The 11,980-nt window shown below is 59.3% G+C and carries 11 protein-coding genes; 9 read left to right on the top strand and 2 right to left on the bottom strand.

Features of this window, described 5'->3' with window-relative positions; genetic code table 11:
- Positions 1-4 precede the first annotated feature (4 nt).
- The 5 genes from ACO08A_RS20855 to ACO08A_RS20875 are packed head-to-tail and all read left to right on the top strand — an operon-like array spanning position 5 to position 4,353.
- Positions 5-460 (top strand): OsmC family protein, encoded by a 456-nt coding sequence (locus tag ACO08A_RS20855; protein WP_422037840.1) that lies wholly within the window; start codon positions 5-7, stop codon positions 458-460.
- Between the two features lie 28 nt (positions 461-488).
- Positions 489-1,574, top strand: coding sequence for a C4-dicarboxylate TRAP transporter substrate-binding protein (locus ACO08A_RS20860; RefSeq protein WP_422037841.1), 1,086 nt, complete (start codon positions 489-491; stop codon positions 1,572-1,574).
- A 28-nt stretch (positions 1,575-1,602) separates the two neighbouring features.
- Positions 1,603-2,163, top strand: a complete 561-nt coding sequence (locus ACO08A_RS20865) for a TRAP transporter small permease subunit (RefSeq protein ID WP_422037842.1) — start codon at positions 1,603-1,605, stop codon at positions 2,161-2,163.
- Entirely contained in the window at positions 2,160-3,467 is a 1,308-nt protein-coding gene (locus ACO08A_RS20870) for a TRAP transporter large permease (protein WP_422037843.1), read from the top strand. Before ACO08A_RS20865 ends, ACO08A_RS20870 begins: the two co-directional genes overlap by 4 nt.
- Positions 3,468-3,477: 10 nt before the next feature.
- The gene (locus tag ACO08A_RS20875) at positions 3,478-4,353 is read left to right on the top strand and encodes a dioxygenase (RefSeq protein WP_422037844.1); all 876 of its coding nucleotides are present in this window, start codon (positions 3,478-3,480) and stop codon (positions 4,351-4,353) included.
- A gap of 1,175 nt (positions 4,354-5,528) precedes the next feature.
- On the opposite strand, the gene ACO08A_RS20880 is transcribed toward ACO08A_RS20875, so the two are convergent.
- Positions 5,529-6,134: a GntR family transcriptional regulator gene (locus ACO08A_RS20880; protein ID WP_422037845.1), complete on the bottom strand. Its 606-nt coding sequence runs from the start codon at positions 6,132-6,134 to the stop codon at positions 5,529-5,531.
- A gap of 323 nt (positions 6,135-6,457) precedes the next feature.
- Between ACO08A_RS20880 and ACO08A_RS20885 the strand changes: the two genes are divergently transcribed.
- On the top strand, positions 6,458-7,582 hold the full coding sequence (locus tag ACO08A_RS20885) for a mannitol dehydrogenase family protein (RefSeq protein ID WP_422037846.1): 1,125 nt from the start codon (positions 6,458-6,460) through the stop codon (positions 7,580-7,582).
- A 467-nt stretch (positions 7,583-8,049) separates the two neighbouring features.
- On the opposite strand, the gene ACO08A_RS20890 is transcribed toward ACO08A_RS20885, so the two are convergent.
- A complete protein-coding gene (locus ACO08A_RS20890) occupies positions 8,050-8,952 on the bottom strand; it encodes a GntR family transcriptional regulator (protein ID WP_422037847.1) in 903 nt (300 codons plus the stop codon).
- Between the two features lie 137 nt (positions 8,953-9,089).
- Between ACO08A_RS20890 and ACO08A_RS20895 the strand changes: the two genes are divergently transcribed.
- The 3 genes from ACO08A_RS20895 to ACO08A_RS20905 all read left to right on the top strand — a co-directional run bounded on the left by ACO08A_RS20895 (position 9,090) and on the right by ACO08A_RS20905 (position 11,962).
- Positions 9,090-10,112 (top strand): ABC transporter permease, encoded by a 1,023-nt coding sequence (locus ACO08A_RS20895; protein WP_422037848.1) that lies wholly within the window; start codon positions 9,090-9,092, stop codon positions 10,110-10,112.
- Positions 10,113-10,159: 47 nt separating this feature from the next.
- On the top strand, positions 10,160-11,101 hold the full coding sequence (locus ACO08A_RS20900; RefSeq protein WP_421983880.1) for an ABC transporter substrate-binding protein: 942 nt from the start codon (positions 10,160-10,162) through the stop codon (positions 11,099-11,101).
- A gap of 72 nt (positions 11,102-11,173) precedes the next feature.
- Positions 11,174-11,962: an ATP-binding cassette domain-containing protein gene (locus tag ACO08A_RS20905; RefSeq protein ID WP_422037849.1), complete on the top strand. Its 789-nt coding sequence runs from the start codon at positions 11,174-11,176 to the stop codon at positions 11,960-11,962.
- The last annotated feature ends 18 nt before the right edge of the window (positions 11,963-11,980 follow it).

Genomic DNA, 11,980 nt, shown 5'->3' on the forward strand with positions numbered 1-11,980 from the left:
ACGCATGGCGCTGAAGGCAAAGACAGTCGTCAAGCTACGGTCCTCGGCAAAGGGGATCAGCCATTCCAGGACGGATGTCGGTATCCGTGACCTGACATTTTCGATCGATGAACCCGAGGCACGCGGCGGAACCAATCTCGGCCCCGCACCGACGGAGGCAGCGCTGGCCGCCCTTGCCGGATGCACCAACGTGATCGGCAACAAGTGTGCAGGCAAACTGGGCGTCGATATCGGACACCTGTCGATAGAAATAACCTGCGAGTTCGACCGCAGGGGCGTCACCCTGGAGGAGGAAATCGACGTTCCCTTTGTCGCGCTGAGCCAGGTGGTGACGAGCGACGGGACCGCAACGGATGACGATCTCGCACGCGTTGCGCGGGAAGTCGCCAAATACTGTCCCCTGTCGAAATTGTTCGAACAGTCGGGGACCGCACTTGAGACGGTCTGGCAAAAGGCCTGACCGCTCTGAATTTTGGGAGGAGAATGCCATGTTTGGAAAAATGACGAGACGGGGCGCGCTTGCTCTTGCGCTTTTGAGTGCAACCTCGCTGCCCGCTTCCGCGACCGAGACCATCAAGGCCGTCGTCATCGACGGCTATCCGGCGCGTGCCCTCTGGGTAAAGGAATTCACCAACTTTTTCATTCCTGAAGTCGACAAGCGGCTTGCGGAATCCGGCAACTACAAGATGGACTGGCAGGAAAGCTACGGCGGCTCCATCGTGAAGCCGAAGGGTGTCCTGGAAGGCATCAAGCTGGGCCTCGGCGATATCGGCATCGTGACGACGATCTTCCATTCATCGAAGCTGCCGAGCCAGGCGATTTCCGCGGTGACACCGTTCGTTGCACCGGATTCGCGCGCGGTCGCCAAGGCGGTTGACGAGATCGCCAAGGAATTCCCGACCATGCAGAAGGAATTCGAAAAACAGAACCAGGTGTATCTGGCGACGGGCGTCGTGCTCGACACCTACCAGGTGTTCTCGAAGGACCCGATCAACGGTATTTCCGACCTTGAAGGCAAGAAGGTCGCCGGTGCCGGCATGAACCTGAGATACCTGGAAGGCATTGACGGTGCGGCCGGTGTCCGCGGCGGTCTGACAGATTTCTACAACATGCTGCAGACCGGTCTCGTCGACAAGGCGATGCTGTGGCCGGAAGCCGCCAGTACCTTCAAGATCGCGGAAGTCGCGCCCTACATGCTGAAGGCTGATCTCGGCGCGGTGAACTCCAAGACGATCACCGTGAACAAGGACTACTGGGACGGTCTGCCCGATGAGGTCAAGAAGGTTCTGCAGGAGGTTGCCGTCGAGTACCGCGACCATGTCGCAGGCATTGCCATGGACAGGGCACAGGCCAGCCGCGACAAGTATGTCGAAGCCGGCGGTACCATCGTGGAAATGGACCCGGCCGAACGCGAAGCCTGGGCGGCCGCGATCCCGAACCTTGCCGTGGAATGGGCTGCAGACCTTGATTCCAAGGGTGAGCCGGGCAGTGACATGCTGAAGGCCTACATGACCAAACTGCAGGACTCGGGCTTCACACCGACCCGCGACTGGTCTGCGGAACTTTCGCAGTAAGGCGGCGACAACAAGCGGGAGCGCCGGAATGCTGCGACCAATCCGTACTGGCGTTCGCGCCCTTTCAAACCTCGCCAGCTGGGTTGCCATGGGTGCCAACGCGGTTGGCACCCTCATCGTGCTCGGCCTCGTCCTGATCGTGAATTATGACGTGGTCGCGCGCGGTCTCTTCAACGCCCCCTTCCGGGGGGCGTATGAAGTGGTCCAGTTCTCCATGGTGCTCATTGTCTTTCTGCAGCTGCCCGACGTGGTGCGGATGAACCGGCTGACGCGCTCCGACGGCTTCCTGACCATTCTGTCGACGTCCCGGCCACGATCCGCCGGAACGATCCGGCGCACGATCAATTTCGTGTCGGGCGTGTTCATGCTGCTCGTGGCCTATGCGATCTGGCCGGAATTCGTCGAGATGTATGAAACAAAAGACTTTTTTGGTGTGCCGGGTATCTTTACCGCGCCCTGGTGGCCGATCAAGCTCGCCATCTTCCTGAGCGCCACCCTGTGCATGGTCCTGTTCTTCATCAAGGTCATCATGCCGGATCCCGCCGTCGAGCCCGTCCGCCTTAACGAACATGCCGAGGAAAACGCGTGACACCTTTTGAAATCGGCATCCTGTCCGTCATCGCGATCGTCGTCCTTGTCTATGTCGGCGTCTATATCCCGATCGCGCTCGGCCTTGTCTCGTTCGTCTCGATCCTCCTGATGCGGGACAATTTCGACCTCGCGATCAATCTTTTGAAGATCGCGATCGGCGACAGCGTGATGGAATACACCTTCGCGACGGTGCCGCTCTTCACCTTCATGGGGCTGATCGTCTCCAAGGCGGGGCTCGGCGCCGACATCTACACCGTGATGAATTCCGGTTTTCGCAAGGTCAAGGGCGGCATCGGCATGGCGACCGTCGGTGCCAATGCCGTCTTTGCCGCCGTGACCGGATCGTCCATCGCTTCCGCGTCGGTGTTTTCGAAGGTCTCCGTGCCCCAGATGCTGGCCTTCGACTACAATCCGCGCTTTGCGGTCGGCGTCGTTGCCGGTTCGTCCGTTCTGGGCATGATCATTCCGCCCTCCGCGATGCTGATCATCTATTCCTTCGTTGCCGAACAGAGCGTCGGCGACATGTTCCTTGCCGGGGTGGTGCCGGGTCTTCTCTTGGCCGCGGCCTATGTGATCGCGATCTTCCTGATGGGACGGGTCACGCCGAAATATGTCGGCGGCCGACCGGCGGAAGAAACCGAGTGGATGTCCCCGATGGAAATCGCGGACAAGACCCTGCCGACACTGATCCTCATCGTTGCCGTCCTCGGCGGTATCTATACGGGCTGGCTGACGCCGGTCGAGGCGGGGGCGACCGGGTCGCTGCTCGGGCTGGTGATCGCCGCTTTCCGAAAGAAACTGACCTTGAAGACGCTGTGGCAGGCGCTTCTGGAGACCGGCCACATCACCGCCTCGATCCTGTTCCTGATCACGGCGGCCTCCATCTACAGCCGCATGCTCGGACTTGCCGGCCTGCCGAACGAACTTGGCGATCTTCTGACCGACACGCAGCTGACCTTCTTCTGGATCATGGTCATTTACGTCGCGATGATGATCTTTCTCGGAACGATCCTCGACACGGCCTCCATCATCCTGATCGTCGTGCCGCTGTTCCTGCCGCTGGTCGAACCGATGGGCCTTTCCCTGGTCTGGTTCGGCATCATCACCGTTGTCGGTGCGGAAATCGGTCTGCTGACGCCTCCGCTCGGCATTTCCTGTTTTGTCATCAAGGCCACGCTGAACGATCCGCGCATCTCGCTAAAGGACGTTTTTGTCGGGGCCTTTCCGTTTGCGCTGGTCATGTTGATCGTGCTGGTCGCACTGATCCGCTGGCCGTCGCTGAGCCTGGCTATCCTGAACTAGAAGGTGTCCCATGCGTCACGTCACGAAAGACAACATAACCGATGTTTTCATGGGATATTTCGGCCCGGACACCGATCCGCGCCTGAAGGAAATCCTGAAGAGCCTGGTCACGCATCTGCATGACTTCGCCCGCGAGACCAATCTCACCCACGAGGAATGGCGCAAGGGCATCGAATTCCTGGAAGCAGCGGGAAACATCTCCGACGCCGAGCGCCACGAATTCGTTCTGCTTTCCGACGTCCTCGGCCTGTCCTCGCTGGTGGACATGCTGCATTCCAGCCCGAAAGGAACCTCGTCGAGCGTGCTCGGGCCGTTCCATATCACCGGTGCACCGCCCCTTGCCATCGGCGGGGACATGCGCCGCGATTTTGGCGGCGAGGTGCTTCTCGCAAAAGGCACGATCCGGGACGAGGACGGCAACCCGATCGAGGGGGCCGAACTCGATATCTGGCAGACGGCTCCGAACGGCATGTATTCCAGCCAGGACCCGGACCAGGATACCTATTCGTTCCACGGCATCCAGACGACGGGTCCGGATGGCCACTACGGTTTCACGACGGTCAAGCCGGTAAGCTACACCGTGCCGAGCGACGGGCCGGTCGGCGACATCCTGAGAGGCAGCGGCCGTCATCCCTGGCGTCCCTCGCATCTGCATTACATCGTCAAGGCGCCCGGTTTCCGGACGCTGGTGACGGAGATCTTCCCCGACGATGATCCGTATCTCGACGAAGACACGGTCTTCGGTGTCCGCGAGGATCTCGTCATGACCTATGTCGAACAGCCGGCCGGCTCGTTCCCGTCCGATGGCTACGTGCTGTCCGGCAAGGTCGACGGCACCTGGCTGCTGGCCGACTTCGACCTGGTCCTGGTGCGCGACGGGTCCTGAGACGGCCCCTGCGCTTTTCCCCTTTCGCAAGCTCCTCTTCCCGAGGTGCGGAGGATGGGCGGTTTGTTCCTTGAACCTGCCGCCCATCCTTCGAAACGGGATTGGGCTTTTTGCCTGTGTTTGCCGTCCCGGTTTGCCGCGAAAGCGGCAAGACCGGGAACCCGTAATCCTTGTGGCCGGAGGCTGTATCAAGACGGAAAGTCAGGTGGTTGCCGGGTTCCGGCCTTCCGCTTTGCTTCAGCCGGAATGACAAGTTCATTGGCTGCGGACCGCTACACCAGAACACTTCCACGTCATGCCATGGCTTGACCATGGCATCCATGCCGTTCCCTTTCCCGCTACACAGCTCGCCTCGTCGAGAGGCTGTGGCATGGATTGCAGGGTCAAGCCCTGCAATGACGAACAGTGGAGGAGGGGCCAGGAAAGAAACTCTCCCCTGGTCATGCCATTCGCTTTCCTGCTACACAGCTCGCCTCGTCGAGAGGCTGTGGCATGGATTGCAGGGTCAAGCCCTGCAATGACGAAAAGTGGCGGAGAGGGCCAGGAAAGAAACTCTCCCCTGGTCATGCCATGGCTTGACCATGGCATCCATGCCGTTCCCTTTCCCGCTACAAAGTCCGCCTCGTCGAGAGGCCAAGGCATGGCTTGCCAGATCAAGTCTGGCAATGACGGCTGAAATCAAGGGAATGAATTCGCGGATTTTGACCTCAAGCACATCCTCATCCTGAGGAAGCGCGCAGCGCTTTCTCGAAGGATGGGCGGCTCGCTTCGGGTTCTCGGCCCATCCTTCGAGACGGACCTTCGATCCTCCTCAGGATGATGGAAAGTCTTCAAGAACGAGTGGATCGACACGCCTCGAAACGTCATCCCCGACTTGATCGGGTATCCAATCCACTTTGCGAAAGTGTGTTCTGCAAGAGGTTTGAAACGAATGGCTCTGCTGACTGTGCTTGAGCAAACGCTCTGGAAACGAGTGGATCCCGGATCTTCGTTGCGCTGCGTCCGGGATGACGCCACGGGATGACACGGCTTGCTTGGCTTCAAACTGAGGAAGCAATCTGTGACCCGGCCAGCTTTCACCTCCAGCTACCATCCTGGCCACGAACAGGTGGCCGGAGAATTTTCGTGCTGAAAGCGTGCCCGCTCGCAGACGGCGCATTCGAAAACTGCAGAGCCTACTCGGCGGCTTCCACGGAGAAGTGTTTTTCCAGAAATGCACCGGTGTTGCGGTAGTGGTCGAGCAACAATTTGCAGGCAAGGTCGGTGTTTCTGTCGACGGCCGCATTCATGATGTCGCTGTGTTCCCTGCCGATGTCGCGGGCCGAATAGTTGAGAGCCTGTCCGGCCAGGTAGCGGTAGCGGATGTTGAGGTCATAGAGCTGGTTGCAGAACTTCAGCAGCACCGGTGAATGGCAGCCGTTCAGAAGGTTCATGTGAAAGGCCTTGTGCAGCTCCTCGAAGCGCTCCACGTTGGCGCGCGGTTCGCGCATCATGCGGTGATGGCTGATCACGAGCCGGTCTTCCCAGGCGTGGTCCGCATTGGCAAGGCTTTCCCGCAGCGCCATTTCTTCCAGGTGGCAGCGCAGGTTCAGAATTTCCGCAAAGTTCGAAGGGCTGACATCCGACGTCCGGAAGCCGCGCTGATCCAAACGTTCGACGAGCAGATCCGACACGAGCAGAGTGAGGGCTTCCCGGATCGGGGAGCCGCCCATATCGAGAATCTGCCGCAGCTTCTCGATCTTCAGTTTTTCGCCCGGCGCCAGTTCGCCAACCAAGATCATCCTGCGGATTGCAAGATACGCACGTTGCGTAGAGGAAGGTTCTTGCGATGCGTCCATCTGCATTTGTATAGCCATGGGTAAATAATATCGATTTTCTGACCAGAATTCCAGTTTTAACTAGGATGATGCGCGCGCGCGTCAAGTCAAATCGAACATGAAATGCTCAACAGTTTTTCGCCAATACGCTTGACCTCTCAACGCTTTTGGCCCGTTTTGCGCCCGAAGCGGCCGACAATCACCTGATTTACGGAAAAATACGTGTCCTGGAATTGACCATAATTGTTCTAATTAATAATAAACAAAACAACGAGCTTGGAGGCAAAATGTCCGTAACCCCGATCTTGCAATTCGGAACCAGCCGGTTTCTTCAGGCACATGTTGATCTTTTCCTATCCGATGCGCTCCGGCAAGGCGCGGCGATCGGGCCGATCACCGTGGTTCAATCGAGCGGGGATCCCCGCCGCGCGTCCCGGCTCGCCGCCCTTTCGGCGGCGGAAGGCTTCGAGGTGCAGGTGAGGGGCGTGGATCGCGGACAGCTGATCGAGACCCGGACGCGGGTGACCAGCGTGGCGCGGACGCTGTCTCTGCCCGCCGATCTCGAGCGGGTCCGGAATATCGCGGTCAACGAGGCACGGATTATCCTGTCAAACACGGCCGATGCAGGCTTCCGTCCGCGTGAAGCGGACCGTCTCGCAACATTCGACCAGGCAATGTCCTATCCTGCGAAGCTGACCTGGCTGCTCTTTCAGCGGTTTCGGGAAAATGCCGCCGCGATACAGATCATGCCGACGGAACTGGTGCCGCAGAACGGCGAGGTGCTGCGCGATCTCGTCTTCGGGATCAGCGACCTTTATCCCGGGAGCTTCCGAAAGTGGCTGGAGACTGAGGTCATCTGGGTAAATTCTCTCGTCGACCGCATCGTGTCCGAACCGCTCGAACCGGCAGGCGCGGTGGCCGAGCCCTATTCACTCTGGGCGATCGAGGATCAGCCCGGTCTCCTGGTGCCCTGTTCGCATCCGGACGTGCGCATTGTTCCAGGCCTTGAACCGTTCGAAACGCTTAAACTCTTTATCCTGAATCTCGGCCACACCTATCTGGTGTCCCGCTGGCTTGCCGACGAGAGCAAGCGCCACAAGTTTGTTCGCGACATGCTCACCGACCCGGCAGCTGCGGCAGATCTGGAAGACCTCTATGCCCGTGAGGTCGTGCCCGGATTTGCGGCGCATGGCCGGAAAGAGGAGGCGGAGGCCTATGTCGAGACCACGCTCGACAGGTTCAGGAACCCGTTTCTCGACCACAAGCTTGCCGATATCGCCCAGAACCACCCGGAGAAAATCGAGCGCAGGATCGGCGCATTCCTGGCCTGGGCGAGACAGGCGGATGCGTCATTTTCCGCACCGAGACTGGACGCGATCTCCACCGCGCCTGCCGAGGTTCACATGCTCTAGGTCATTCGAAACGGCAATGGCCGGACCCACTGCCGTCCAAACGCTTCAGCGTCACCCCGGACAAGCGTCTGTGCTGCTCCGAGGGTCCACTCGCCTGTCAGCTTGCCGCACGGTGTGATTGTGTCCGGTCCGCCGTTTCCCATTTGAGGGCTCTGGGAACGAGCGGGTCCCGGCTCTCGCCGTGCTCGTCCGGGATGACAGGGAGAGGCCGTGCTATCGGGACCATCCTCACATCCGCAAGACCTCATCCTGAGGAAGGCCACAGGCCTGTCCCGAAGGATGGGCCATAGGGCACTGAATTTGCCGACCATCCTTCGAGACAGCGCTGACGCGCTTCCTCAGGATGAGGGAGAGGTTTGAGCGCATGCATGCGGAAGGTGATCATTTTCGCCGTCCAACCGCTTCTGTGTCACCCCGGTCCAGCGTCAGCGCAGATCCGAAGGCAAAAAGTGGCAAAAAAAGTGGCTTCAGGCGCGTTTGTGGTCTTTCAGGGAGGCCAGGAGCGTTTCCTTGGAACGGCGCAGGTGCTTGAGCGCGGCTTCCTCGGAGTGAAGACGGTCATGCGCGAGCATGGCCCTGATCCACTCCAGGTGTTCCTCGATCGCCGCCGCGTTGCGCTCCCGCTCGTCATGTTTGTCCCACATGTAGTGATAGTGGAAGATGAGCGAGATCAGTTTCTGGGCTTCCAGAACGAAGCGGTTTTTCACCACGCTGTTGACCGTTGAATGAAATTTCTCGTCCAGTGTCGAGAAGTCGTGATACCGGGTCTTGAGGTCCTTCTTGAGCTCCTCGTGCTCGTGTTCAAGCTCCTTGAGCTTCGGCCAGATGTCATGGTCTTCCGGCAGCGACAACAGTTGCCTGACGGCATTCATTTCCAGAACGAGCCGGAAATCGGAGAGTTCGACCGCGAACTCCGCCGTGAAACCTGACAGGATCCAGCCTCCCTTGGCCCGCCGTTCGACAAGCCCGAACCGGCTCAGGCCGGACATGAACTCCTGAAGGCTGTGCGCCGGGACACCGAACTGTCGCGACAGCTGGGCAATATTGAGCGATGTGCCGGCGGGCACATCGAAGCGCAGGATCCACTCGAAGAACAGCTGTTCCAGTTCCTCGTCCGAAGGTGCGCTTTCGGACTGAGACAGGCGATGGCTTTGTTCGGGGCGCCTGATGAGCGTCTTCTGCCGGCCTTCCCAATCGATCAGGTCTTCTTCATCAAGTTTTTGCAGCGCGGTTCGCACGATGGTGCGGCTCACCTCCATCTGCTCGGCCAGAACGACCTCCGCAGGCAGTTGGCTGCCGACATCCATTGTGGCGCAAATATCCAGCAACTTGTTGTAAGCGCTTCGAAAACGCTCGTCTGTACGGGCCATGGCGCGAAATTAGCACATCCTTGGCGAAGAACAATTCCCGAAATTTAGTATGAAAAAATAAAAAACAATTGACGATCGGGAATTCGAGTGCAATTCTGTTTTTAATAATTAAATTCAATTTTCGCCCGGGAGGACACATGGCGAATCTTGATAGGGGGGCGTATCCGGTGCCTGCGGCTTTCAGACTTTCGGCCGGGTCGTTTCACAAGCTATCGGCTGTTCTGACCCTTTTGGCGCTGGTGATCGCGTTTTCGTTCGGCAACGATGCGTTCCTTAGCGTCAACAACGGTCTCACGGTTCTTCTTCAGACTTCGGTGATCGGTCTGCTCGGCATCGGCATGACGATGGTCATCATCACGGGCGGCATCGACCTCAGTGTCGGCTCCGTGCTGGCATTGTCGGGCGTGGTGACCGGTCTTTCCATAAAGGCTGGCGTTCCGACCGCGCCGGCCATGGCACTCGGGATTGTCGCGGGCTCATTTTGCGGGTTCCTGAACGGCTTCGTCATCACCAAGATGCGGATCACGCCCTTTGTCGCGACGCTCGGAATGATGCTGATCGCCCGCGGCGTCGCGCTGCAGCTCACTGGCGCAGCGCCGATTTCGAGGCTCGGAGAAGCCTTCGGCGTCCTGGGGAACGGGTCCCTTTTCAGGATTGTCGAAAAGACCGGCGGCATCTTCCCGAAGGTGGTGTTTCCCGGCATTCCCTATCCAGCGATTCTGCTCGCGGCGGTCGCCATCGCCGCCGCCTATCTTTTGAACAGGCGCCAGGCCGGGCGGCATATCTATGCGACCGGGTCCAACGAAGAAGCCGCGCGGCTTGCCGGTGTCCTGGTCGACCGGACCAAAATCTTCGCCTACACGCTGTCGGGCGCCCTGGCCGGCCTTGCGGGCAATGTCCTGATGTCGCGCCTCGTGACGGTGCAGCCGAATGAAGGCGTGATGTACGAGCTTGACGCCATCGCCGCAGCGGTGATCGGCGGGGCTTCGCTGATGGGCGGCGTCGGCAACATATCCGGCACCATGATCGGTGCATTCATCATCGGCGTCCTGCGCAACGGCCTGAACATGGCGGGTGTCTCCGCCTTCATCCAGCAAATCGTGATCGGCGTGATCGTCATTCTGGCGGTCTACATCGATCAGATCCGAAACCGGCGCTGACAAGCCGGGAAACCAACAAACGTGTCTTCAACCGGAGGAAATAATCCATGAAAAAGCTGATTTCGACGATGATGATGGCAAGTGCACTGGTGCTGACGGGCGCCGCGGCACAGGCAGGTGAAATCGCGGTCATCGTCAAGACGACCAACTCGAATTTCTGGCAGAACGTGAACAAGGGCGCCAGCGCCGCGATCAAGGGGCAAGAAGCGCATACGATGACCTTCAACGGTCCGGCGTCCGAGTCCGCGATTGCCGATCAGGTGAGCCTTGTCGAAAATGCCATCAACCGCGGTGTTTCGGGTATCGTTCTTGCCCCGTCCGATCCGGAGGCACTGACGCCGGTTGTCAAGAAAGCCTTCGAGGCACAGATCCCGGTGGTCATCATCGACTCGGGCCTTGCCGACAACGCCAAGGACTATTACCAGGCCTTCCTTTCCACCGACAATTGCGCGGCCGGCAAGCTGGTGGCCGACAAGATGCTGTCCGAAGTCGGCACCAAGGGCAAGGTCGCGGTGATGTCCTACGTTGCCGGTGTCGGGTCCGAAATCGGCCGGGTCGGGTGCTTCGTCGAGCACATCAATGAGAAGTCCGACATTGAAATCGTCGGCCCGTTCTATTCCCAGTCGCAAATGGCAACCGCCCTGAACCAGACCACCGATGTTCTGGCCGCCAATGACGATCTCGTCGGCATCTTCGGCGCAAACGAGCCGACGGCAATCGGCATGGGCCGCGCGATCGTACAGGCCGGCAAGGCCGGCAGCATCACCGCGCTCGGCTTTGACGGCAATTCCGACCTGCAGGACTTCGTGCGCGACGGAACGCTTGCCGGCACCGCCGTCCAGGGGTCCTTCCAGATGGGTGAACTCGGCGTTCAGACCATCATGAAGCTGTTGAACGGGGAGAGCGTGTCCGACTTCATCGACACGGGCGTCGTGCTGGCCACGAAGGAAAACATCGACCAGCCCGAAGTTCAAAACGTCCTTTACTGACAAATCCCAACTTGCCGGGGACGCACTCCTTCCTTGTGTTCCCGGCACTTTTTTATTGAAGGGCCTTTCGTCATGAGCTTCGACAGCGCTTCCCAGCCCCTTGTTGAGATGAGCAACATTGAAAAGCATTTCGGCGGCATTCGCGCGGTCAACGGTGTTTCGCTCGACCTTTATCCGGGTGAGGTGGTCGGTGTGCTCGGGCACAACGGGGCGGGAAAGTCGTGCCTGATGCGCATCCTGTCGGGGGCGATGATCGCGAATGAAGGCACGATCAAGGTCAATGGCGAACGCGCCGAAATCCAGAACCCTCACGACGCGCGCGACCTGGGGATCGAAACGATCTACCAGACCCTTGCGCTCGCCGATCACCTGAATGCGCCCGCCAATCTCTTCCTCGGACGGGAGCTGAAGACCAGGCTCGGCAATCTCGATGACCGGAAGATGATGGCCGAGACACAACGCGTCCTGCGCAAACTCAACCCCAATTTCAAGAACCTTGACGATCCGGTTGCAAAGCTTTCCGGCGGCCAGCGGCAGGTTATTGCGATTGCACGGGCAATCTATTTCAATGTGAAGATACTGATCATGGACGAACCGACGGCAGCGCTCGGTCCGTCCGAGACCGCGATGGTCGCCGACCTCATCAAGGGCTTGCGGTCAGACGGGATCGGCATCCTGCTTGTCAGTCACGACATGCATGATGTCTTTGAGCTGTGCGACCGCGTGGTCGTGATGAACAAGGGTAGGAATGTCGGGACGCATCTGATTGAAGATGTGACCAAGGACGATGTGCTCAGCCTCATCATCAAGGGCGAACTGCCCGGGGACTGGGTGCCGCGCGGCCGGGAAAGACTGCAATGAAGCATGAGACAGCGCCAC

It is taken from the genome of Roseibium sp., from assembly GCF_965232425.1.
Classification (GTDB): Bacteria; Pseudomonadota; Alphaproteobacteria; order Rhizobiales; family Stappiaceae; genus Roseibium.

Excerpts from the sequence above, each read along its gene's own strand:
- ACO08A_RS20855 (WP_422037840.1), top strand. The coding sequence starts at position 5 with ATGGCGCTGAAGGCAAAGACAGTCGTCAAGCTACGGTCCTCGGCAAAG.
- ACO08A_RS20860 (WP_422037841.1), top strand. The coding sequence starts at position 489 with ATGTTTGGAAAAATGACGAGACGGGGCGCGCTTGCTCTTGCGCTTTTG.
- ACO08A_RS20865 (WP_422037842.1), top strand. The coding sequence starts at position 1,603 with ATGCTGCGACCAATCCGTACTGGCGTTCGCGCCCTTTCAAACCTCGCC.
- ACO08A_RS20875 (WP_422037844.1), top strand. The coding sequence starts at position 3,478 with ATGCGTCACGTCACGAAAGACAACATAACCGATGTTTTCATGGGATAT.
- ACO08A_RS20905 (WP_422037849.1), top strand. The coding sequence starts at position 11,174 with ATGAGCTTCGACAGCGCTTCCCAGCCCCTTGTTGAGATGAGCAACATT.
- ACO08A_RS20880 (WP_422037845.1), bottom strand. The coding sequence starts at position 6,134 with ATGATCTTGGTTGGCGAACTGGCGCCGGGCGAAAAACTGAAGATCGAG.
- ACO08A_RS20900 (WP_421983880.1), top strand. The coding sequence starts at position 10,160 with ATGAAAAAGCTGATTTCGACGATGATGATGGCAAGTGCACTGGTGCTG.
- ACO08A_RS20895 (WP_422037848.1), top strand. The coding sequence starts at position 9,090 with ATGGCGAATCTTGATAGGGGGGCGTATCCGGTGCCTGCGGCTTTCAGA.
- ACO08A_RS20885 (WP_422037846.1), top strand. The coding sequence starts at position 6,458 with ATGTCCGTAACCCCGATCTTGCAATTCGGAACCAGCCGGTTTCTTCAG.
- ACO08A_RS20890 (WP_422037847.1), bottom strand. The coding sequence starts at position 8,952 with ATGGCCCGTACAGACGAGCGTTTTCGAAGCGCTTACAACAAGTTGCTG.